General features: G+C 63.0%; 35 protein-coding genes. 20 read left to right on the top strand and 15 right to left on the bottom strand.

Annotation, left to right across the window (positions count from 1 at the left end; all coding sequences use genetic code 11):
- The first annotated feature begins 1 nt into the window (after position 1).
- From AC3ANK_RS09560 to AC3ANK_RS09540, 5 genes are all read left to right on the top strand, one after another.
- The gene (locus AC3ANK_RS09560; RefSeq protein ID WP_484170999.1) at positions 2 to 1,291 is read left to right on the top strand and encodes a zonular occludens toxin domain-containing protein; all 1,290 of its coding nucleotides are present in this window, start codon (positions 2 to 4) and stop codon (positions 1,289 to 1,291) included.
- Positions 1,288 to 1,929 carry a TraX family protein gene (locus AC3ANK_RS09555; RefSeq protein ID WP_484170998.1) on the top strand — a complete coding sequence of 214 codons (642 nt, stop codon included), beginning with the start codon at positions 1,288 to 1,290 and terminating at the stop codon, positions 1,927 to 1,929. Before AC3ANK_RS09560 ends, AC3ANK_RS09555 begins: the two co-directional genes overlap by 4 nt.
- Complete coding sequence (locus AC3ANK_RS09550) at positions 1,926 to 2,252, top strand: hypothetical protein (RefSeq protein WP_484170997.1); 327 nt, start codon at positions 1,926 to 1,928, stop codon at positions 2,250 to 2,252. Before AC3ANK_RS09555 ends, AC3ANK_RS09550 begins: the two co-directional genes overlap by 4 nt.
- 159 nt (positions 2,253 to 2,411) lie before the next feature.
- Entirely contained in the window at positions 2,412 to 2,837 is a 426-nt protein-coding gene (locus AC3ANK_RS09545; protein ID WP_484170996.1) for a hypothetical protein, read from the top strand.
- A 15-nt stretch (positions 2,838 to 2,852) separates the two neighbouring features.
- Positions 2,853 to 3,380, top strand: coding sequence for a hypothetical protein (locus AC3ANK_RS09540; protein WP_484170995.1), 528 nt, complete (start codon positions 2,853 to 2,855; stop codon positions 3,378 to 3,380).
- Positions 3,381 to 3,494: 114 nt separating this feature from the next.
- Here the strand turns inward: AC3ANK_RS09540 and AC3ANK_RS09535 are convergent, their stop codons facing one another.
- The 3 genes from AC3ANK_RS09535 to AC3ANK_RS09525 are packed head-to-tail and all read right to left on the bottom strand — an operon-like array spanning position 3,495 to position 4,403.
- Positions 3,495 to 3,755 carry a DUF3653 domain-containing protein gene (locus AC3ANK_RS09535; protein ID WP_484170994.1) on the bottom strand — a complete coding sequence of 87 codons (261 nt, stop codon included), beginning with the start codon at positions 3,753 to 3,755 and terminating at the stop codon, positions 3,495 to 3,497.
- Complete coding sequence (locus AC3ANK_RS09530; protein WP_484171008.1) at positions 3,752 to 4,210, bottom strand: hypothetical protein; 459 nt, start codon at positions 4,208 to 4,210, stop codon at positions 3,752 to 3,754. The genes AC3ANK_RS09535 and AC3ANK_RS09530 overlap by 4 nt, the downstream gene beginning before the upstream one ends.
- Positions 4,158 to 4,403, bottom strand: coding sequence for a hypothetical protein (locus AC3ANK_RS09525; RefSeq protein ID WP_484171007.1), 246 nt, complete (start codon positions 4,401 to 4,403; stop codon positions 4,158 to 4,160). Before AC3ANK_RS09525 ends, AC3ANK_RS09530 begins: the two co-directional genes overlap by 53 nt.
- 185 nt (positions 4,404 to 4,588) lie before the next feature.
- Between AC3ANK_RS09525 and AC3ANK_RS09520 the strand changes: the two genes are divergently transcribed.
- The 13 genes from AC3ANK_RS09520 to AC3ANK_RS09460 all read left to right on the top strand — a co-directional run bounded on the left by AC3ANK_RS09520 (position 4,589) and on the right by AC3ANK_RS09460 (position 11,867).
- Positions 4,589 to 4,783, top strand: a complete 195-nt coding sequence (locus tag AC3ANK_RS09520; RefSeq protein WP_484171006.1) for a hypothetical protein — start codon at positions 4,589 to 4,591, stop codon at positions 4,781 to 4,783.
- Positions 4,780 to 4,965: a hypothetical protein gene (locus AC3ANK_RS09515; RefSeq protein ID WP_484171005.1), complete on the top strand. Its 186-nt coding sequence runs from the start codon at positions 4,780 to 4,782 to the stop codon at positions 4,963 to 4,965. Before AC3ANK_RS09520 ends, AC3ANK_RS09515 begins: the two co-directional genes overlap by 4 nt.
- Complete coding sequence (locus AC3ANK_RS09510) at positions 4,958 to 5,965, top strand: replication initiation factor domain-containing protein (protein WP_484171004.1); 1,008 nt, start codon at positions 4,958 to 4,960, stop codon at positions 5,963 to 5,965. Before AC3ANK_RS09515 ends, AC3ANK_RS09510 begins: the two co-directional genes overlap by 8 nt.
- 2 nt (positions 5,966 to 5,967) lie before the next feature.
- A complete protein-coding gene (locus AC3ANK_RS09505; RefSeq protein WP_484171003.1) occupies positions 5,968 to 6,246 on the top strand; it encodes a hypothetical protein in 279 nt (92 codons plus the stop codon).
- A 3-nt stretch (positions 6,247 to 6,249) separates the two neighbouring features.
- On the top strand, positions 6,250 to 6,495 hold the full coding sequence (locus tag AC3ANK_RS09500; RefSeq protein WP_484171002.1) for a hypothetical protein: 246 nt from the start codon (positions 6,250 to 6,252) through the stop codon (positions 6,493 to 6,495).
- 140 nt (positions 6,496 to 6,635) lie between these two features.
- Positions 6,636 to 6,755, top strand: a complete 120-nt coding sequence (locus AC3ANK_RS09495) for a capsid protein (protein WP_484172864.1) — start codon at positions 6,636 to 6,638, stop codon at positions 6,753 to 6,755.
- 126 nt (positions 6,756 to 6,881) lie between these two features.
- Entirely contained in the window at positions 6,882 to 8,162 is a 1,281-nt protein-coding gene (locus AC3ANK_RS09490; RefSeq protein WP_484171001.1) for a hypothetical protein, read from the top strand.
- Entirely contained in the window at positions 8,159 to 8,485 is a 327-nt protein-coding gene (locus AC3ANK_RS09485; RefSeq protein ID WP_484171000.1) for a phage coat protein, read from the top strand. The genes AC3ANK_RS09490 and AC3ANK_RS09485 overlap by 4 nt, the downstream gene beginning before the upstream one ends.
- Positions 8,486 to 8,488: 3 nt before the next feature.
- Positions 8,489 to 9,778 (top strand): zonular occludens toxin domain-containing protein, encoded by a 1,290-nt coding sequence (locus AC3ANK_RS09480; protein ID WP_484170999.1) that lies wholly within the window; start codon positions 8,489 to 8,491, stop codon positions 9,776 to 9,778.
- Positions 9,775 to 10,416 (top strand): TraX family protein, encoded by a 642-nt coding sequence (locus tag AC3ANK_RS09475; protein ID WP_484170998.1) that lies wholly within the window; start codon positions 9,775 to 9,777, stop codon positions 10,414 to 10,416. The genes AC3ANK_RS09480 and AC3ANK_RS09475 overlap by 4 nt, the downstream gene beginning before the upstream one ends.
- Positions 10,413 to 10,739, top strand: a complete 327-nt coding sequence (locus tag AC3ANK_RS09470) for a hypothetical protein (protein ID WP_484170997.1) — start codon at positions 10,413 to 10,415, stop codon at positions 10,737 to 10,739. The genes AC3ANK_RS09475 and AC3ANK_RS09470 overlap by 4 nt, the downstream gene beginning before the upstream one ends.
- Before the next feature lie 159 nt (positions 10,740 to 10,898).
- Positions 10,899 to 11,324: a hypothetical protein gene (locus AC3ANK_RS09465; protein ID WP_484170996.1), complete on the top strand. Its 426-nt coding sequence runs from the start codon at positions 10,899 to 10,901 to the stop codon at positions 11,322 to 11,324.
- A gap of 15 nt (positions 11,325 to 11,339) precedes the next feature.
- Positions 11,340 to 11,867 (top strand): hypothetical protein, encoded by a 528-nt coding sequence (locus AC3ANK_RS09460; protein WP_484170995.1) that lies wholly within the window; start codon positions 11,340 to 11,342, stop codon positions 11,865 to 11,867.
- Between the two features lie 114 nt (positions 11,868 to 11,981).
- On the opposite strand, the gene AC3ANK_RS09455 is transcribed toward AC3ANK_RS09460, so the two are convergent.
- The 11 genes from AC3ANK_RS09455 to AC3ANK_RS09405 all read right to left on the bottom strand — a co-directional run bounded on the left by AC3ANK_RS09455 (position 11,982) and on the right by AC3ANK_RS09405 (position 18,444).
- Entirely contained in the window at positions 11,982 to 12,242 is a 261-nt protein-coding gene (locus AC3ANK_RS09455; protein WP_484170994.1) for a DUF3653 domain-containing protein, read from the bottom strand.
- 574 nt (positions 12,243 to 12,816) lie between these two features.
- The gene (locus AC3ANK_RS09450; protein ID WP_484170993.1) at positions 12,817 to 13,491 is read right to left on the bottom strand and encodes a TraX family protein; all 675 of its coding nucleotides are present in this window, start codon (positions 13,489 to 13,491) and stop codon (positions 12,817 to 12,819) included.
- The gene (locus AC3ANK_RS09445; RefSeq protein WP_484170992.1) at positions 13,491 to 14,588 is read right to left on the bottom strand and encodes a zonular occludens toxin domain-containing protein; all 1,098 of its coding nucleotides are present in this window, start codon (positions 14,586 to 14,588) and stop codon (positions 13,491 to 13,493) included. The genes AC3ANK_RS09450 and AC3ANK_RS09445 overlap by 1 nt, the downstream gene beginning before the upstream one ends.
- Positions 14,585 to 14,884, bottom strand: coding sequence for a DUF2523 family protein (locus tag AC3ANK_RS09440; RefSeq protein ID WP_484170991.1), 300 nt, complete (start codon positions 14,882 to 14,884; stop codon positions 14,585 to 14,587). Before AC3ANK_RS09440 ends, AC3ANK_RS09445 begins: the two co-directional genes overlap by 4 nt.
- A gap of 2 nt (positions 14,885 to 14,886) precedes the next feature.
- Positions 14,887 to 16,251 carry a hypothetical protein gene (locus AC3ANK_RS09435; protein WP_484170990.1) on the bottom strand — a complete coding sequence of 455 codons (1,365 nt, stop codon included), beginning with the start codon at positions 16,249 to 16,251 and terminating at the stop codon, positions 14,887 to 14,889.
- A 148-nt stretch (positions 16,252 to 16,399) separates the two neighbouring features.
- Positions 16,400 to 16,621 carry a hypothetical protein gene (locus AC3ANK_RS09430; protein ID WP_484170989.1) on the bottom strand — a complete coding sequence of 74 codons (222 nt, stop codon included), beginning with the start codon at positions 16,619 to 16,621 and terminating at the stop codon, positions 16,400 to 16,402.
- Positions 16,622 to 16,827: 206 nt separating this feature from the next.
- The gene (locus AC3ANK_RS09425) at positions 16,828 to 17,127 is read right to left on the bottom strand and encodes a hypothetical protein (protein ID WP_484170988.1); all 300 of its coding nucleotides are present in this window, start codon (positions 17,125 to 17,127) and stop codon (positions 16,828 to 16,830) included.
- Positions 17,128 to 17,239: 112 nt separating this feature from the next.
- Complete coding sequence (locus AC3ANK_RS09420) at positions 17,240 to 17,875, bottom strand: rolling circle replication-associated protein (protein WP_484170987.1); 636 nt, start codon at positions 17,873 to 17,875, stop codon at positions 17,240 to 17,242.
- Between the two features lies 1 nt (position 17,876).
- Complete coding sequence (locus tag AC3ANK_RS09415) at positions 17,877 to 18,062, bottom strand: hypothetical protein (RefSeq protein ID WP_484170986.1); 186 nt, start codon at positions 18,060 to 18,062, stop codon at positions 17,877 to 17,879.
- Complete coding sequence (locus AC3ANK_RS09410; RefSeq protein ID WP_484170985.1) at positions 18,059 to 18,208, bottom strand: hypothetical protein; 150 nt, start codon at positions 18,206 to 18,208, stop codon at positions 18,059 to 18,061. The genes AC3ANK_RS09415 and AC3ANK_RS09410 overlap by 4 nt, the downstream gene beginning before the upstream one ends.
- On the bottom strand, positions 18,205 to 18,444 hold the full coding sequence (locus AC3ANK_RS09405) for a hypothetical protein (RefSeq protein ID WP_484170984.1): 240 nt from the start codon (positions 18,442 to 18,444) through the stop codon (positions 18,205 to 18,207). The genes AC3ANK_RS09410 and AC3ANK_RS09405 overlap by 4 nt, the downstream gene beginning before the upstream one ends.
- Positions 18,445 to 18,735: 291 nt before the next feature.
- On the opposite strand from AC3ANK_RS09405, the gene AC3ANK_RS09400 reads away from it, so the two are divergent.
- A complete protein-coding gene (locus tag AC3ANK_RS09400) occupies positions 18,736 to 19,260 on the top strand; it encodes a hypothetical protein (RefSeq protein ID WP_484170983.1) in 525 nt (174 codons plus the stop codon).
- Positions 19,170 to 19,484 (top strand): DUF3653 domain-containing protein, encoded by a 315-nt coding sequence (locus tag AC3ANK_RS09395; protein ID WP_484170982.1) that lies wholly within the window; start codon positions 19,170 to 19,172, stop codon positions 19,482 to 19,484. Before AC3ANK_RS09400 ends, AC3ANK_RS09395 begins: the two co-directional genes overlap by 91 nt.
- A gap of 90 nt (positions 19,485 to 19,574) precedes the next feature.
- Here AC3ANK_RS09395 and AC3ANK_RS09390 read toward each other — a convergent pair whose 3' ends face one another.
- Entirely contained in the window at positions 19,575 to 20,234 is a 660-nt protein-coding gene (locus AC3ANK_RS09390) for a hypothetical protein (protein ID WP_484170981.1), read from the bottom strand.
- Positions 20,235 to 20,264: the final 30 nt, after the last annotated feature.

Below are 20,264 nucleotides of genomic sequence, written 5' to 3'. Positions count from 1 at the left end.
CATGCTTGTATTCAATGAAGGCGTTCCGGGCTCGGGCAAGAGCTACGACTCCGTCGCGAACCATATTCTCCCGGCGCTCAAAGCCGGCCGCCCGGTGTATGCGCGGGTGAATGGCCTCGACCATGAAAAGATCGCGGTGTACCTGCAAATGGACCCGGCGGAGATTCGCCGTCTTCTGGTGCACGTTCCGAGCGATAAGGTGTTGGAAACCTTCGTCGCCACGCAGGATGAAGCCGGCGAGTGGCATATCGCCGAACACCTGCGCAATGCGCTGGTGGTGATCGATGAAGTCCACGACTTCTACGTGGGCGGAACGCGCGAAGCGATGCCGAAGGAGCGGGAACAGTTCTTCGCGCTGCATCGCCACTTCGGCCTAGACGTGTTGATCATGACGCAGTTCTACAAGCGTGTGCACGTCGCCCTGCGCGCTCGTATCGAGCGAAAGAACACGTTCCAGAAGCTTTCCGCGCTCGGGAAGAAGGGCGAGAGCGCGTATCGCGTGACGTACTACCAGACCATCGCGCCGGACCGCTACGAGAAGATCGGCGGCGAGACGAAGACGTACAAGGCCGCGATTTTCCCGTTGTACAAGGGCATCACGTCGGATGAAGTGCAAACGGCGGTCTACGGCGCCGGCCGGTTGAGCCTTTGGAAAACCATGGCGCCGCGCGCCTTGATCATCGTGCCGCTGGGCCTGTTTTCCATCTGGTTCCTGCTCGACTTCTTCGGCGGTGGCGGTACGAAGCTGGTGAAGACACCGCACGCGCAGGCGCCGGCGAAGATCGCGCCGCAGGCAGAGGGCCCGAGGGCTACGCCACCGGCTCCGGCTACACCGAAGATTGAAGCGGCCGCCCAGGTGCGGGCGGCGAAGCTCGCGAAGCTGACGCCGGAACAACGCTACGTGTGGGAACTGAGCGAGCGTTCGCGGATCCGGCTGGCGGCGTTGATGGGGGAGGGGTGGGACGCCCGGGCATTGGTCGAATGGATCGACCCGTCGCAGACCGCGATTGAGCGTCTCAACATCGCGCAGCTGCGTGCCCTGGGCATTGACGTCACCGTGCACACCTATGGGCTTCGCCTACAGGCGAGGGATGAGGCCTTGATCGCCACCGCGTGGCCGCTGGACAAGCCCCTCCGGGACGGGGAACCCCGTCTGTACGACACGAGCGGCGGCGCGCGTGACGGTGCGAGCGGCAGCGAGCACCCTCACGCCGACGCCGGTCCCACAACAGGCAGTGTGATCGCCTACGCTGGAGCCATGCCCACCGGCGCAGCCGGAGGCGGGAAGTGAACGTCATCGCGCCTCAGGCGCGCACGTTGGTCGCCACCGAAGCGTTGAAGTGGGTCGCGCTGCTGCTGATGGTGGTGGACCACGTCAATACGTTCCTGCTGGATCGAAGCGTGCCGGCGATGTATGTGGTCGGCCGCATCGCGTTTCCCATCTTCGCGGTCGTGCTGGCGTGGAATCTGGCGCGCCCAGGTGTCGCGCTCGCACGTCTTTCGGCACGCCTGCTGTTCTTCGGCATGCTCGCCGCGATGCCGCTCACCTCGTTGGGCATGCCGATGCCGCTCAACGTGATGTTCACGTTCGCCGCGGCGGTGCTGGTGATCGCGCTGTGGGAGGCCGATTGGCGCAAGTCGGCCGTGGCTGCGTTCTTCGTGCTGGGCGTCGTGGTTGACTACGGGTGGCCGGGCCTTGCGCTGATCGTCGCTGCCCGCTGGTGGTTCATCGCGGGCACGCCAGGCGCGGGGGCTACCGCGTTCGCGGCGCTGCTGTCGCTGCACTTCGCGAACGGCAATTTCGGCGCGCTGCTGGCGCTCCCGGTGATTGCGGCGGTGCAAGCCTACGCGCCGCACGTGCCGCGCCTGCGGTGGGCGTTCTACGCGTTCTACCCGGCCCATTTCGCCGTGCTGGCGGTCGTCGTATGAACTTCTCCGACTTGTCGAAGGCGCAACGCGCGTTGTTGGTGCAGATCTACCAGGCAGAAAGAGCCGCGTCGATCGACGAGGCGGCCGATTCGTCGATCGCGCGGATCTGGAGCGAAAGGGCCGCGCCGATCGCCGCGACCTGGCTTCGGGGCAAGTCGCGACAGACCGCCGGGAACCTGGCCGACAAGGGCTTTCTGGAGGCCGTTCAACGCGGCTGGGATGGCCTGCCGTATCAAGTACGGCTCACGGTCGATGGACGCCGCGCGACGCGCTTGGCGCTCTCCTCAAGCGGTCAGCGGGCGAGGGCGATTCGGCCGCGTTGAGCGGGTGTGGGCGCAGCCCACGGATAACCGGTTCGACCTGTGCCGGTCGGTAGCCGCCGCCGTAGTCACTCTTGCGGCCGGGCCGGTGCCGGGACACGCACACCCGCCAAACCCGTTTTTGATACGCTCGTCGCAGTCCACAGGGGGACGGATGGAGCGATGCGACAGGGAATCGTGTTGTTTGCCGCGCTGATCGCCGGCAGCGCTTCGGCGCAGGTCGTCAATAGATGTGTTGGCAAGGGTGGGGCGGTGCACTTCTACAGCGGGCCATGCCCCGCCGGCTACGCGCAGACCCGCAGCTGGGATGCCACGCCGGAGCCCCCGCCCAGTAATCAAGAGCTTTGGCGTCGCTACCACGAGCGCAAGCAAGCCGAGGCGGACTCGCGTTACCTCTCGCAGCTTGCGGGCACTAGTGGAGGTGTCGGTGCCACCGGCCATCGCGTTCGCCAGGATGGTGCGCGGAATCCCTCAGCATGCGACGCCGCGAAGGCGTCGCGGGAGCGAACGCTTGAGGTAGTCGGGATGCGCCGCACTTATGAGTTACTGCAGCAGCTCGACAACAACGTGCGCGAGGCATGCAGATGATGACGGAGAAGAGTAATGTCTGAACTTCAACAATCGCTTCTTCGTAAGCAGGTATTCGTTGCGTATTCGTATCGTCTGTATCCGAAAGACGACTACCGCAAGCAGTACAAGGAGCTTGAGGAAAAGTACGACGTGACGTTCATATTTGCTGACGAGAAGATCACGAATATGCACATCATGAAGAAGATCGAGACCTACATTCGTGGATCGGACTTCTCAATCTTCGACATTTCGGGTTGGAATCCGAACGTTACTTTAGAGCTTGGCTTTGCCATGGCTTTGGGTGACCAATGGTTTATTGCGCTCGACCCATCCAAGACCGACGTAGCCGAAGTTCCCTCTGACCTGAGGGGCTTAGACCGAATCCAGTACAGCTCTTACACGGAGTTGGGGACGAAGCTCACCGCGCTCTTAGAACAGCGCTACCCCAGGAAACAGCGGGGCACGATCGATAGCTACCTCGAGGAGCGGCGTATCGAGATCACTGAGCTATTGCAGCGCAATCCCGGGCTCACCATAACCACCATGGCGCAGCTTCTTTAGATTGAAGTCGCTGTTGCCCAGCTTGCGCTGCGGCCTCTAGTTGATTCCGGGATGCTGGAAACGACCGGTACGCGCAAGGCTACCAAGTACTACATCAAAGGCATGCGGCCGGACTCATGATGCTGAGACGCCACGGTGGCGGACGTCGGCCAGCTCGACAATAACGACTTTCACCAGCTGCGGTCGAGACGCGTTTCGCCGCGCTTCCTCAGCCGCGCGACGACTTGCGTAGCCTTTGAGGCGCAGTTCCATCTTGTCGCGCCACATCAGGCCGCGCAGGCGTTCGACGGTCATGCGCTGGCCGTCCTCAGAAACGAGATGGCGGCCTCTCAGCCGCCATCCGTACCATTCGCCGTCGAGATCGACGTCCGTCATGCAGGCACCCCCTGTGCCAGGAACCGTGACTGAGGTTCGGCAGGCAAGAGCCGTGCCGCAAGGCGAATGAGCCGCGCCAGCCAGCTCCGGCGACGATTTGACATAATATGCATTGCTGACGAACTGGCCTCAGCATTCAACGGGTTAGCGCTCGCGTTCCCCAGCGGCATCAGGACGACGACGCCGAGCGCCGCCGCCGCCGCGATGTGTCGCCAGAACGCGCGTTCCTTCGTGTCACGCGCGCGATCCATGTTCACGCGCGCGATTGTTTGCAGTCTGTCCAGGCCGAGCGCATCAGCCAGCATTACGGCCGTCTTATCGTCCGCGTGCGAGACGCCTGTGCGGTAGTTGCTCAAGCGATTGGGGCGCAGGCCGAGTTCCTTCGCCGCTGCGTAGTCGCTTTCAAGGCCGCGTTTCGCCTTGAATTGGTCCAGCAGTTCGTTGGTGTAGGACATTTTCTTTCGGCACCTTGCAGCTGAAGTTGTGGCCCTTGTCGGTCGTGATCGTGATCGACTCGGGGACTTTGCCATCCTCTGCGACTGCGAGCAGCTGGATGGCCTCGCAAATCTTCATGCCCGCATCGATCCGTGCTTCTAACGGCGAGCCCGGTTCGACAACTCCAACCGCGAGCATCAAAAACCATTCCATGTCGGCGTCCCCCTTGGCGCTGGGAACAACCTATCACTGGACATAAGCCTACCCCTTGACACCATTCAAGGGATAGGCATACTCGCCCTCGCTAGCTCAAGGGCTAGACATAGAGCCACCCGCCGGGGAGAGGCTCCCGGCGTCCCCCTGGCGCCGGTCTCCCCGGCCCTCGTAGGGGAGGGGACATGGACGCACAGCAGGCGCAGCAGATCGGCGAACAACTCGCCCACGCTTTCACGCTCGGAATCATCTTCGCCGTCATCGCCGGCCTGTACGCAGGCGGCATCGTTCGGCTCATCCGGACCGCTCACTACGAATGGAAGTGCATGCGCCGCGTGCGCGCCTTCCGTCGTCGCCAGCTCGCCCGGGTGCGCGCATGAGTCGGCCCACCGACGCCGAACGCGGCGCGCGTCTCGCCCTCGACATCTGCGATCAGCAGATCCGTCAGCCCGACCTGTTCCCCGGCGCGCTCGACGCCGGGTTCTGGCTCGAAATCCACCACGCCGCCGTCGCCGAACTGGCGGACGCGGAGTGCCTGCGCCGGGCGGTGGTCAATGGCTGACGGCACCTTTTCACCAGTGGCGGCCGGGAACCGGCCGGTTGGCCCGGGTAGTAACACGGGCCAAAAGTCCACCCTCACGGCCCCGATCATCGACTTCTGCGTCGTCGTCATCGACAGCGAGAAGGCGAAAAAGCTCACCCGCAAGATGCCGCTCGGTGACCTGGTGCGTTACGTGTTTGGCACCGGCAGCGCAATCATCGTCGGTCCGATCCAAGACCGCGTTTTCAACTTCTATCCGCGCTCCGCAACGATGGTCGATGAGACCGGATCGGTCTGCGGAAAGATCGGCCTGGACGACGACGGCAAGGTCTGCATCAGCCTGTCCGGCCAAGGGTGCCAGCACGTGCGTAGCTGGCCGCAAGTCGCAAACGTGCTCGACGACCTCGACGCGCGCATCAGCCACGTGGACATCGCGATCGATGACCTCACGGGCGAGACCTTCAATCTCCAGACCTTTCGCGATCTCTACGACCGAGGCGAGTTCGTCATGAACGGCCGTCCCCCGCAAGCGCAGTACGTCGATGACTGCGGCAGCAACAAGGGTTGTTCCTTCTACGTGGGCCAGCGCGGCCACAAGCAACTCAACGTGTACGAGAAGGGCAAGCAGCTAGGCGATCCCGAGAGCGGGCACACGCGCTGCGAGTTGCGCCTGTACGCCAAGCGCATTGACCTGCCCAACGATGTGCTGCGCGACCCCGGCAAGTATTTCGCAGGCTCGTACCCGATGCTCGCCGCGTACGTCATCGGCGAAGCCGAACGCCTGTTGACCAAGGAACAGATGGTCAATGCCAGCGCGAAGGCGATGGTGCGCTTCCTGCGCAATCAGGCCGGCACCGCGTTGAATCTCGTCATGGATGCCCTCGGCGATGACGCCGTGGAATTCCTCATGGAACACGTCGTCCGCGATGGTCGCCCGGGACGAATGAAAAACGTGGTCGGCGACCTCCCTGCGCTCGTACGCGCGCAACTTCAAACCATCCAATCTCAAGAGGCCGCATAGCCATGAAGATCACCGTCACCAATACACACGTCGATGAAAAGCGCTGGGAGAAGGGCGACCGCTCCGGCGTGATCCGCACGCAGGAAGCCGTCGCCGAGAACGCCTTCTTCCGCAATCGCGTGCGTCTCGACCTTGGCAAGGAACCGCCGTACCCGGTCGGTGAGTACGAGCTCGACCTGGAGGCCAATGTCAGCGTCGGCGACTTCGGCGATTTCAAGCTCGCGCGCAAGCCGAAGCTGACGCGCATCGAAGGTAAGCCGTCGGTGGCGAAGGCGTCGTAACCCGTGGCCCTGTGCGTAGCCCTGCAACCCGACGGCACGCTTGCCCCGACAGGGCAGGCGGTGGAGGAGTGCACGGGCTACGTACTGGTCTCGGGCTCGGAACATTCGTTCTACGCGCTGGTTCATCAGGTCTTCGACGCACCCACCCCGGAAGTCGCAACGGGTTGGTTCGTCGGCGCCCTGGGCGCGGTGATTTTCTGGTTCATCGTCGCGCGGATGGCCGGCTCCGTCGCGTCGTTCTTCAAGTGACCGGCAACAACCAAAGGAGAGTTCCAATGCTCAAGCGTATCAATGGCAAGCTGGCTTCCGTCGCCGCGTCGGCCGCCGCTCTGGCGACCGTTTCGACCGGCGCCCTCGCGACCAGCGGCGGTGGCACGGATTTCAGCGGCATCCTGTCCGGCTTGGACGGCGCGTCGGCCGTGACCGCCATCATCGCCGCCGCCGCCATCCTCGCGCTGGTGGGTTTCGCCAAGTGGGGCGCGAAGAAGGTCGCGAAGTTCTTCGGTTGATCGAAACCGCGTGACGGGGCACCCGCGCGGTGCCCCCGATCGCGAAGGAGGAAACATGCTGCTGTGCCTGTTCTGCGGTTTCCTCGGCGCCTGTTGCGGCGTCGCGTGTGTCAAGGGCCTTGACGTATGAACGTCGGCCGCATCTTCGTCGGCGCCGTTGTGCGGCGCGTTGCGTTGGTTCTCGTCGTTGGTGGGCTGGCATGGTTCGGCATCGGCACTGCCCGCGCCGCGCCTGGCGGCGAAGTCTGCTCACCGGGCGGTGCGGGTCATCCGTGTACACAGCAGACGGCGTACGAGTACTGCATGGCGTGGGTGACCGAGAAGGTTGCCAGTACGGGAGGTGGTCATACGGGTCCGGTTTGCACTGCGAGGACTTCCACGACGTGGAGGGCGGGCCATACCACACTCGGATACGTTCAGGATTACAACGGCTCGCGCGACACCTTTGCTTTCATTCCGTGCCCATCCGGCACGACGTGGGACGATGCTTCGAAAACCTGTTTTGACCCGCAGCGATGCTTGGCGATGCCGGCGAGGTCGAGCGGCTGGTACACCGGTTCGGCGTTGATGTGTCACGACGGTTGCGAGTTCGGCAATCCGACCGACCGGCAAACCTTCACCGCAGGCGGTGTGACTTACAAGAGCCTTGGCGGGTCGAAGCCAACGGGTAATTCGTGCGCCAACACGCCTGACACGAAGCCGCTACCGGAGCAGCCGCAATACTGCCAGCAGATGGGTTCGCAGACCGTGTGTCTTAAGTCGGACACCGGAGAGCAGTGTTATAGCGCCAGCACCGGGCGCCAAATCTGCTGGAAGCCAGGCGAAACGGGCGAGAAGCCCGATATGGACACACTGCAGAAGCGCAATGCGGGTCCAAATGAGATTCCACCGACCAATGTGAATTTGCCGTCCGGTGATCAGTTGCAGAAATCGGGGGATAGCGCGACGACAACGAGCACGCGCACGGTCAACAACACCACGACGACGACGACAACGACGACCACGAACTACACGACGGTCAACGGAACCAACGCCGGAAGTAGCAATCAGGGTGAGAACGGCGACGGTACGGGAGGCGGCGAAGGTGACGGTGAGGGCGATGGTGAAGGCAGCCCTGGCGAAGGCGTTGGGGACCTGTACGAAGGTGAAGGCCGCACGGTGTCGGAGGTCTTCGGCGAGTTCAAGCAGCGCGTGACGAACGCGCCGATCGCGAGCGCGGGAACGCAATTCTTCACGGTGAGCGTCGGTGGCAGCTGCCCGACGTGGACGGTCCCAGCCAGTGATTATTGGCGCGCGATGGTGTTCGATTTCCATTGCTCGCAGACCATGCTCCAGGCGTTCGCGTGGGGTGCGATGTTGCTCATGGCCGTGGCTGCGTTTGTTGCGTTCAAGTGGGGGTTCCTGTGAGCGCACAAGCGGGGTGGCTCACTGATCTAACCACGTGGATCGCGCAGCAGCTGAAGGCGCTGTGGGATGCATTCGTGGAGTTCTGCGGCGATCTCCTGCTCAATGCGGTGGACACGGTGTGCGACTTCTTCGCCACCGTCATTGAATCGATCCCGGTTCCCGACTTCGTCACGCAGTACAGCCTGGACGGATTGCTGGGGCAGGCTGGGCCAACGATTGCGTGGCTCATTGGAACGTTCCGCATCGGCGAGTGTTTCCTGATCCTTTCGGCTGGTTTTGCCTTCCGCATGGTGCGGAAGCTTCTCACCCTCGGACAGTGGTGACCCATGCTTGTATTCAATGAAGGCGTTCCGGGCTCGGGCAAGAGCTACGACTCCGTCGCGAACCATATTCTCCCGGCGCTCAAAGCCGGCCGCCCGGTGTATGCGCGGGTGAATGGCCTCGACCATGAAAAGATCGCGGTGTACCTGCAAATGGACCCGGCGGAGATTCGCCGTCTTCTGGTGCACGTTCCGAGCGATAAGGTGTTGGAAACCTTCGTCGCCACGCAGGATGAAGCCGGCGAGTGGCATATCGCCGAACACCTGCGCAATGCGCTGGTGGTGATCGATGAAGTCCACGACTTCTACGTGGGCGGAACGCGCGAAGCGATGCCGAAGGAGCGGGAACAGTTCTTCGCGCTGCATCGCCACTTCGGCCTAGACGTGTTGATCATGACGCAGTTCTACAAGCGTGTGCACGTCGCCCTGCGCGCTCGTATCGAGCGAAAGAACACGTTCCAGAAGCTTTCCGCGCTCGGGAAGAAGGGCGAGAGCGCGTATCGCGTGACGTACTACCAGACCATCGCGCCGGACCGCTACGAGAAGATCGGCGGCGAGACGAAGACGTACAAGGCCGCGATTTTCCCGTTGTACAAGGGCATCACGTCGGATGAAGTGCAAACGGCGGTCTACGGCGCCGGCCGGTTGAGCCTTTGGAAAACCATGGCGCCGCGCGCCTTGATCATCGTGCCGCTGGGCCTGTTTTCCATCTGGTTCCTGCTCGACTTCTTCGGCGGTGGCGGTACGAAGCTGGTGAAGACACCGCACGCGCAGGCGCCGGCGAAGATCGCGCCGCAGGCAGAGGGCCCGAGGGCTACGCCACCGGCTCCGGCTACACCGAAGATTGAAGCGGCCGCCCAGGTGCGGGCGGCGAAGCTCGCGAAGCTGACGCCGGAACAACGCTACGTGTGGGAACTGAGCGAGCGTTCGCGGATCCGGCTGGCGGCGTTGATGGGGGAGGGGTGGGACGCCCGGGCATTGGTCGAATGGATCGACCCGTCGCAGACCGCGATTGAGCGTCTCAACATCGCGCAGCTGCGTGCCCTGGGCATTGACGTCACCGTGCACACCTATGGGCTTCGCCTACAGGCGAGGGATGAGGCCTTGATCGCCACCGCGTGGCCGCTGGACAAGCCCCTCCGGGACGGGGAACCCCGTCTGTACGACACGAGCGGCGGCGCGCGTGACGGTGCGAGCGGCAGCGAGCACCCTCACGCCGACGCCGGTCCCACAACAGGCAGTGTGATCGCCTACGCTGGAGCCATGCCCACCGGCGCAGCCGGAGGCGGGAAGTGAACGTCATCGCGCCTCAGGCGCGCACGTTGGTCGCCACCGAAGCGTTGAAGTGGGTCGCGCTGCTGCTGATGGTGGTGGACCACGTCAATACGTTCCTGCTGGATCGAAGCGTGCCGGCGATGTATGTGGTCGGCCGCATCGCGTTTCCCATCTTCGCGGTCGTGCTGGCGTGGAATCTGGCGCGCCCAGGTGTCGCGCTCGCACGTCTTTCGGCACGCCTGCTGTTCTTCGGCATGCTCGCCGCGATGCCGCTCACCTCGTTGGGCATGCCGATGCCGCTCAACGTGATGTTCACGTTCGCCGCGGCGGTGCTGGTGATCGCGCTGTGGGAGGCCGATTGGCGCAAGTCGGCCGTGGCTGCGTTCTTCGTGCTGGGCGTCGTGGTTGACTACGGGTGGCCGGGCCTTGCGCTGATCGTCGCTGCCCGCTGGTGGTTCATCGCGGGCACGCCAGGCGCGGGGGCTACCGCGTTCGCGGCGCTGCTGTCGCTGCACTTCGCGAACGGCAATTTCGGCGCGCTGCTGGCGCTCCCGGTGATTGCGGCGGTGCAAGCCTACGCGCCGCACGTGCCGCGCCTGCGGTGGGCGTTCTACGCGTTCTACCCGGCCCATTTCGCCGTGCTGGCGGTCGTCGTATGAACTTCTCCGACTTGTCGAAGGCGCAACGCGCGTTGTTGGTGCAGATCTACCAGGCAGAAAGAGCCGCGTCGATCGACGAGGCGGCCGATTCGTCGATCGCGCGGATCTGGAGCGAAAGGGCCGCGCCGATCGCCGCGACCTGGCTTCGGGGCAAGTCGCGACAGACCGCCGGGAACCTGGCCGACAAGGGCTTTCTGGAGGCCGTTCAACGCGGCTGGGATGGCCTGCCGTATCAAGTACGGCTCACGGTCGATGGACGCCGCGCGACGCGCTTGGCGCTCTCCTCAAGCGGTCAGCGGGCGAGGGCGATTCGGCCGCGTTGAGCGGGTGTGGGCGCAGCCCACGGATAACCGGTTCGACCTGTGCCGGTCGGTAGCCGCCGCCGTAGTCACTCTTGCGGCCGGGCCGGTGCCGGGACACGCACACCCGCCAAACCCGTTTTTGATACGCTCGTCGCAGTCCACAGGGGGACGGATGGAGCGATGCGACAGGGAATCGTGTTGTTTGCCGCGCTGATCGCCGGCAGCGCTTCGGCGCAGGTCGTCAATAGATGTGTTGGCAAGGGTGGGGCGGTGCACTTCTACAGCGGGCCATGCCCCGCCGGCTACGCGCAGACCCGCAGCTGGGATGCCACGCCGGAGCCCCCGCCCAGTAATCAAGAGCTTTGGCGTCGCTACCACGAGCGCAAGCAAGCCGAGGCGGACTCGCGTTACCTCTCGCAGCTTGCGGGCACTAGTGGAGGTGTCGGTGCCACCGGCCATCGCGTTCGCCAGGATGGTGCGCGGAATCCCTCAGCATGCGACGCCGCGAAGGCGTCGCGGGAGCGAACGCTTGAGGTAGTCGGGATGCGCCGCACTTATGAGTTACTGCAGCAGCTCGACAACAACGTGCGCGAGGCATGCAGATGATGACGGAGAAGAGTAATGTCTGAACTTCAACAATCGCTTCTTCGTAAGCAGGTATTCGTTGCGTATTCGTATCGTCTGTATCCGAAAGACGACTACCGCAAGCAGTACAAGGAGCTTGAGGAAAAGTACGACGTGACGTTCATATTTGCTGACGAGAAGATCACGAATATGCACATCATGAAGAAGATCGAGACCTACATTCGTGGATCGGACTTCTCAATCTTCGACATTTCGGGTTGGAATCCGAACGTTACTTTAGAGCTTGGCTTTGCCATGGCTTTGGGTGACCAATGGTTTATTGCGCTCGACCCATCCAAGACCGACGTAGCCGAAGTTCCCTCTGACCTGAGGGGCTTAGACCGAATCCAGTACAGCTCTTACACGGAGTTGGGGACGAAGCTCACCGCGCTCTTAGAACAGCGCTACCCCAGGAAACAGCGGGGCACGATCGATAGCTACCTCGAGGAGCGGCGTATCGAGATCACTGAGCTATTGCAGCGCAATCCCGGGCTCACCATAACCACCATGGCGCAGCTTCTTTAGATTGAAGTCGCTGTTGCCCAGCTTGCGCTGCGGCCTCTAGTTGATTCCGGGATGCTGGAAACGACCGGTACGCGCAAGGCTACCAAGTACTACATCAAAGGCATGCGGCCGGACTCATGATGCTGAGACGCCACGGTGGCGGACGTCGGCCAGCTCGACAATAACGACTTTCACCAGCTGCGGTCGAGACGCGTTTCGCCGCGCTTCCTCAGCCGCGCGACGACTTGCGTAGCCTTTGAGGCGCAGTTCCATCTTGTCGCGCCACATCAGGCCGCGCAGGCGTTCGACGGTCATGCGCTGGCCGTCCTCAGAAACGAGATGGCGGCCTCTCAGCCGCCATCCGTACCATTCGCCGTCGAGATCGACGTCCGTCATGCAGGCACCCCCTGTGCCAGGAACCGTGACTGAGGTTCGGCAGGCAAGAGCCGTGCCGCAAGGCGAATGAGCCGCGCCAGCCAGCTCCGGCGACGATTTGACATAATATGCATTATGCGAAATTGCTGATGCGGCTTTTGCGCCGTCTGGCGGCACCTGTCGGCCCTTTCCGACCGGTTTTTCAGGGCTAATCCGATAGCCGCACGACTCAGGGGACCGCTACGGTCCCCTGTCCGTTTCAGGGGGACATAACGATGACGGACCTTCGACCGCCATGCTGGCGGACGGGCGAATGTTGCCCGAATTCCTGCGCTGCGCAGATGCACCAGCGGATCGCCTACAACCACACCGCGCTATACGGCCCGTGGGCTGGCTGGCGCATGGCAGGCGCTCGGCTGGTGTCGCCGCATGGCGACTGGATCGCTCCGGGGACGCTAGATCGCCTGATCTTCCGCGAAGGCCGAATGCACGACAGGAACCATCGCCCGCCGCATGAGTTCATGCTGTGAAAAGCGGTTTGCAGGAGGGCCGCTGGCCCTCAACAGCGGTTATCCGTGGGCTGCGCCCACACCCGCTACCGCAGGAGCGCCAGCACGGCCAGGTGCGCCGGGTAGAACGCGTAAAACGCCCAGCGTAGGCGCGGGACGCGCACATCCACCTCAGACGCCACCGCGAGCAGCGGGAATGCGAGCAAGGCCCATATGTTGCCGTTCACCACGCAGAGAGCGGCCATCGCCAAGCCGAGGAACCAGCCGCGTCGATCGATTCCGCGGAAGTAGGCCCATGCCGCGACGACCAGGCCAACGCCAGCGTGCCAGTACTCCACAAAGCACGAGGCAATGAGGAAGATCGCCAGCGCCTGAACTCGTTTGCCATGAGCAAACGACGCGATCACCGCGACGGCGACCGCGAACGTCAGCATCACGTTCAGAGGCCAAACCAGCACCCATGCGAACAGAAGCGCATATGCCGGCGTTGCAAGGCAACCCACCGACACTAGGCGCTCAAGGGCGCGCCGCAAATCGGCGCCCTCACGTGCCAAGTTGTACGCCAGCACGATGGAGAAAACCGGCATCGCAACACGACCGATCATCTCCGCAGGCAAACCAGCGTGCCGATCGAAGAACACCGCGTTGACGTGGTCGACCACCATCGCCAGCAGCGCCGTCCACTTGAGCAGTTCGACAGCGCCCGACGAGTAAACGCGCGGAATAACACCGGCATCGCCCTGAGTGCGAGAAGTATTCATCAGAGCGCAGCCTCCGGCTTGACGGCGAGAATGTCGCCATAGCCACTGACTTGCGGCGCATCGATCGATGCGCCGCCCGTGGAACCTGGAGCGCCCGCAGCGACTGCTGCAGGAGCCTTGTCCCCTGCCCCGGCGCTACGCTGCTGACGCTCCTGCGCCGGTTGACGGAATGGGTTGTAAACCGGCCCGTGCTTGGCCATGTGCCGACACACCTTCATGCCGATGTTGACCTTCGTCCCCTGCTCCGTCAGACACGTGCAACTCACGTCCGACGACATGCACCACAGTTCCGGCCGCGCGAGCGCCGCACGGTCATAGATCGGCGCCGACCACGGTGCGCCTTCAATGCGCGGATTCATCCGCGCGATGTACTGCTCGACGGTGATCGCCTTACTAGGAGACGGCGTCGCATCCGGCGCGCCTAGCGGCGCGGCGGACGCGCGCGCCGTCTCCTCTGAATGCGGCTTGTCGTCGGAACCGAAAACGCCGGCAAAAGCCCACGCGAAGAAGCCAATGGACAAGGTCAACGCAGCGATGATGAGCTTCGGCTTTGTGCCCAGGCGCGGCTTAACCGTGTGCTGCTCGGCGGACTTATACGCGCCGTACAGATGCTTCGGATACAGGAACATTTCCTGATCAGCACCGTCTTTGTCGCTGGACCCGTGCGGGTCCTCAATGCAGCGTGCCCAGCGGTACACCGTCGTCGCCTGGACGCCGAGGCGCCGGTACAGGTGTTCGTGGCAAGTGACCAAGCCGCGCAGGTGCTTGTCGAGATACGTCGGCTGCTGCGTGAGGATGAGGAACGCCACGGCGTCGTGCCGGCTGGTCTCCATCGCCTGCAAATCCTCGGGCACTTCGCCGGCTCGACGCGCACGCCAATAGCGTTGCGCCTCATCCACGACCAGCAACGACCCAGGCGGAAGATCGCGCCACTTCGTCGGGTCATCGAACGGAATCACACCCGGGATGTTGAGGCCGTTGACGTTGCACACGTAAACGGAGCGACCGGCCTTCACTTCCTGATCGATATACCAGACCGCGCGGAGCGTCTTACCGCTGCCGATCAATCCGGTGATGAGATGGACGCCAGTAATCACGGCGCGGTCCTCCTGCGCATGATGGCCTTCTTCGCGTGCGCCGCCGCGTACGCGCTGAGGATGACGGTCAGATAGACGTCGATGTTCAGGACGCCCATCCACTGCACTAGCTCACCCGGCAGACCGCCGAGGTTGCCGCTGATGGCGTCGCGGAAGCTAGGTATCGCAACGCCAATCGCCGCGAACTCAATGCCGATAAACACCAGCGCCGTTGCGAGCCACATCCCGAGTCGCGAGAACAGCAGACGCGACAGGAACGCGCCGGCAGCTGTCAAGATCGGAGCGAGAAAAGGCACGATCAGTCCCCCGCCACGATATAGAGCGCATGAACGTGTGCCATGACCAGCACCAGCACGCCGACGTAGCCCATCACTTCACACAGCTGAGAAAAGTCCAGGGTGTGCCCGAGTATCTCGGGGGGCGGCGGGCACGACCGACCAAAACCGAATCCGCCTTCGTCCCCTTGAAACTCACCCGTTTCCGTACTCCACAACTGATCGACCGCGTCGGAATGTTCTGCCGAGCCATCGCTCTGATCCATGTTCTTCGCTTCCTCCGCAATGCCCTTGAAACGCCCCTCCGCATCGCAGCGATTGCGCCAGGTCTGCGTGAGCGTCGCACATGCGATCGGGTCGCCGCTGCACGACGGGGCCGCCGCGCACGTATCGCCACCCGACGCGCTGCCATCACCCTCACCGTCACCCTCTTTGCCCGACCCGTCGCCTGAACTGCTCTCTCCCTTGTTTCCACTACCGGCGTTCGTGCCATTGACCGTCGTGTAGTTCGTGGTCGTTGTCACCGTCGTCGTCGTGCTGTTATTGACCGTGCGCGTGCTTGTAGTCGTCGCACTGTCGCCGCTCTTCTGAAGCTGATCGCCAGAAGGAAGATTGACGTTCGTGGGCGGTTGTTCCGTTGGCCCTGCATTGCGCTTTTGCAGGGTATCCATGTCTGGTTTCTCGCCCGTCTCACCCGGTTTCCAGCATATTTGCCGGCCCGTGCTAGCGCTGTAGCACTGTTCGCCCGTGGCGGACTTCAAGCACACTGTCTGCGTGCCCATCTGCTGGCAATACTGCGGCACGTCCGGGAGCGGCTTCGTATCCTCGCTCGCTGCGCAGGCCTGTCCTGTCGGCTTCGACCCGCCCAGGCTCTTGTACGTAACCCCGCCCGCAGTGAACGTCTGCCGATCGGTCGGGTTGCCGAACTGGCACCCGTCGTGACACATCAACGCCGAACCGGTGTACCAGCCGCTTGACCTCGCCGGCATCGCCAAGCATCGCTGCGGGTCAAAACAGGTTTTCGAAGAATCGTCCCACGTCGTGCCGGACGGGCACGGAATGAAAGCAAAGGTGTCGCGCGAGCCGTTGTAATCCTGAACGTATCCGAGTGTGGTATGCCCCGCCCTCCACGTCGTGGAAGTCCTCGCAGTGCAAACCGGACCCGTATGACCACCTCCCGTACTGGCAACCTTCTCGGTCACCCACGCCATGCAGTACTCGTAAGCCGTCTGCTGTGTACACGGGTAACCCGCACCGCCCGATGAGCACACTTCGCCGCCGGGCGCGGCGCGGGCTGTGCCCATCCCGAACCAAGTCAGACCGACGACGACGAGCGCCAGCGCGATGCGCCGCGAAACGCCGAGCGCGAACACCTGGGCGAGTCGCATCAGTCCCACCCCGTGCAGAGGATGTGCGTGATAGAGCCGTAGAACGCGACCACGATCCAACCTGCGACGTCTGCGAATTCCATCCCTTCTCTCCCTCATCGGAACCGGCACGCGCCGGAAGCCCGGCGCGGCTGGCTGTAACAGTGACTCAGCTGCGACGACGCAGCATGTAGACGGCCGTGATGCCCCAGAAGGCCAGCACCACCGCCACGGCGACCTTGATGCCATCCGCGCCAGCGCCCTGCACCTTGGTCACGACTTCGTCGGCGGGACCCGTGCTGGTCGCGAACGCCGCGAGCGGCGACAGCATCAACACGGTGGCCAGCGCACCCTGGCCGGCGTGGAACTTGTTGTTGAGCTTCTTGAACATCGATTTCACCTTTTGTGTGTGGATGGTTTGAGGAACTGCTTGACGACGAGAACGCCCACGCATGCGAGCATCCACGCCTGGCCGATTTGGTGCCCTTCTTCCACCGTCAGCTTCGGCCAGACCGACGGCTGTTCGACGTACGCGGTTTGCGCGCACGAACCGTCCGCAGCGGGCACAGGATCGAGGCACGCAAGCACGCGCATGGCTTAGCCGACCTGCGTCTTGGCGACAGGCTTGCTGTCCAGCGCGACCAGCGTCATGCGGCGCGCCAGATCGATGCTGGCGTAGTTACCGGGAACAAGGTCGGCGACCACGTCCCATTCAAACTTGGCTCCCACGGGATACTGCGAACGTTCGTCATCGAGGTCGCAATCCACGATCACGCGGAACTGCTCGCACTCCACGGTGACGGGCTGGAACCACACGGTTTTCTTGCCGTTCTTCGTCGTGATTTCGCGCGACTGCGCCTTGTCCTTGATCGTGACGGTCGGATTCTTCTGGCTCATGGTCTCTGGTCTCTTCGGCTAGGTTGTCGGTGTTTTTCAGGCGGACTGGTAGGGTCAAGCTAAGGGCCGTCCTCTGGATGGCCTCTCAGATATCGCCTACGCCCGAAAATGTTCAGTCCGCAGGTGCCGGCTTATTGCCCATGCCCGGCAGCATGGTTTGCTGCAAATAACTCCGTGTGTAATCAAGCTTCGGCGGCGTCCATTTGCCGAAGTTCTCGGAGAAATCAACCTCTCCGTCCTTCACCACGTACTTGCTCACGTACGCGGTTACATCTGCCTGGGAACGCGGTTGCTCAATCTGATTGCGCCCGAACTCCCGAAACCAAAACTCGTGCCACAAATAGCGACTAGCCAACTGCGAGGCATCTGCTGTTGGCGCGCTCACTAGCGCGTGGAAATGCAATCGGCCGTCTCTGTGCCACTCGCTCCCGCGCGCCCACTGCAAGCCCTGATGCCAAAGACGACGCCAGTTGTTGCCGTAGACCGCGCGATTAATTTCGCCGACGAAGTAGCAAAACGCTTTGTGCGCCGCTTCCCCATGTATCGACCCATTGCGGCCGGTGCGCTCGATAGCGCGAACCTTGCCTGTGTGCTTGTCCGTGTAGAACTTTTGAGGTCGAAACGTGAACGTGGTGAACCAATGCGCCGGGTAATTGCGCAACAACTCGGCCCACGCATCGGCAATACGCGTTTCGCGTGTGCCGTATAGCTCGGGCTGATCGGCGAGTTCGACATGGCCGGAGTCCACTTCACGCCTGCGCCGTCGCTTGTCGCGCCCAGGCGCATTCGTCCAGCGCGTCGTTCGCGGCGCATTCGATCTGCTGCCAGAAGGCGAGCGATGGGCCGTCGTTGAACAGATCGGGTTGCAGGATGTTTTGCACTGCAACCGCCAACGCGATGCGCGCGCCGCGTTCGGTGTCGGTGATCCGGCTCATTCGTCGTCGCCTTCATCGAAGTAACGATCGATTGCCGTGCAGACGATGAACGTCGCAACCAGCGCCGCCAGAATCACAACAACCGCGCCGACAAGGCGCCAGGCGTCGCCGGTACTCAACGACTGCCAGAACTCAACCGGGCTCATGCCACGTCCCTCTCGATGAATTCATCGATGGAGCCGGTGAAGGATTCGCGCCAGTCACGGCGCTTTGCGATCCACGCGTCGCGCGATTCCTTGTCGGGAAACGCGCCACACCACGTGTCCTCTTCCCACTGGCTGTAGACCAGGTCGCGTTCGGCTTGGGAAAGGAACTGCTCTTCGCGCTCGCGCTGATCGCGGCGCAGGTTCAGCAGGTGACCTAGTGCCTTCAGAACTTCCATGCCCTGCCCCCTCTGGCAGATCGCCGGGACTACGGCGGCGGGGGGCCCGATGCCCACTTAACGTCGATGCTCCGGAGCGTTGCTTTGCCGGGGTCTATGGCCGGCGCTCAGGTGATAGCTGCATCGACTGGGGTGGCACGCACATCGGCACCGCCGGGGGCGGTCCCGGCTGGGTGCCCCTATCGCCTAGAGGTGTAGACGACAGGTGTAAACGTAAGTGACTAACGCTGTAAACGTCAACAGGTCTAATCTACCGCCGTAGTCACTTCCCGACGAACGGTAGGAGCGAACATGGACTGGGGAAAATTCTTCGAAGAAACCCGCCGCGCTGCCGGCGTTGAAAGCTTCGCGAAGCTCGCGCCGCTACTGCACGTCACGGACGGCGCAATCAGCCATTACCGCACCGGCCGGAGCATCCCGATGGCCTGGACGGTTGCCGCTGCCCTTCGAATCCAAGGGCACAAAGAGCCGGAGAAGGAAGCCGCACGCATCATGCGCGAGGTGGGCAAGTCGGCCGAGGAGCGCGCGTTCTGGCGCAAGCTCGGGGCGGCGGCAGCGATCGCCGTCGCCCTCCTCCCGTTGGGAAACGCCAACGCGGCAGTGATGAATCCTGAAACCTTAACGGCTTCCGGATATATGCATTATGCGAAATCGTGCGAGGCGGGCTTTGCGGCGTCTGGCCGCAGTTGTCAGCCCTTTCCGACCGGCTTTTGCGGTCTGACTCCATGGAACGCCCGCCGTGCTGGTCAGCCGGTCATCCCTGTCCCAACGAATGCGCCGCAGCGGATTACAAGCGGCGCGTTCTCAACCAACTAGAACTATCTGGACCGTGGCAAGGATGGCGACTCGCGGGCCGTGACCTGGTGAGCCCCGACGGACAGCGGATCAGTCCGGAGCGATTACGCGGCCTGATCTTTCGCCAGTCGATGGACGAGCGCCGTGACCGTGCCCGCGCACGGAGCCAGCCCAAACAGCAGCTGGTCCGGGTCGTGGTTGTTGACCTAGCCCGGTACCGCGCCAACGGTGGCGACGCGGCCTGATGTCTGCTATCGGCCAGGAGCGGACGTTTGGTCCTAGTCAACGGCCGGCAGCCACTATGCTGCCGGCCGCGTGCAGGGACCGCAGTCCCGTCAACCGCCCTGGGGCGCCCGGAAGGTGACCTTGCCGTCAGCGTCGAGAACTTCAATGCGCGCCTGCCCCTTCCGATCGACCATCAATCGAATCCGGTCGCGTCCCTGCGGGTCGGCCATCAGGATCTGCGCATCCTCGTTCTGGTTTTGGATGGCGATTCTCGTGTGCGCCACCTTGCCTGCCGCAATCGGATCCAGGTTCGCGGGCGGGCGCGCATTGATCGCCAGGGCCGCCAGTGCGTCGCTGCCGTCGGGGCTGATTCGTGTCATCAAGCCGATAGCGTCATAGTTCGGATAATCGAATGCCAGCACGTTCGACTTGCCGAACTGCGCATCGCTGGCCGCGATTCCGCCCACTTCGTTTCCCTTTGAATCGTAGAGCGCGATGCCCGCGGGCGCCATGGCGCGCGGGAGCTCGCGTCCTTCCACCTTGGGCAGCGGGAAGCGCTCGGCATTCGAGATCACCACGCGCTTCACTCCCGTGGGATCGACAATGTTGATGCGCTCTACCGTGATTTCGGCAGACGCATCCGGCGACTTGGCTGCAGTAATGCCAAGAACCGCCAATGCAATGGTCGTGATGCCGGCATAGCACTTCAGAATCCGAACGTCACGGGCCAGTCGGGCGGTCACAGCAACGTCTTCTTCAATGGCGGTCATGTATCCATCCTTTGGTCACATCACTGGGAG

It is taken from the genome of Lysobacter sp. SCRH-1R, assembly GCF_057747855.1.
This window is presented reverse-complemented; position numbering and strand designations above follow the sequence as displayed.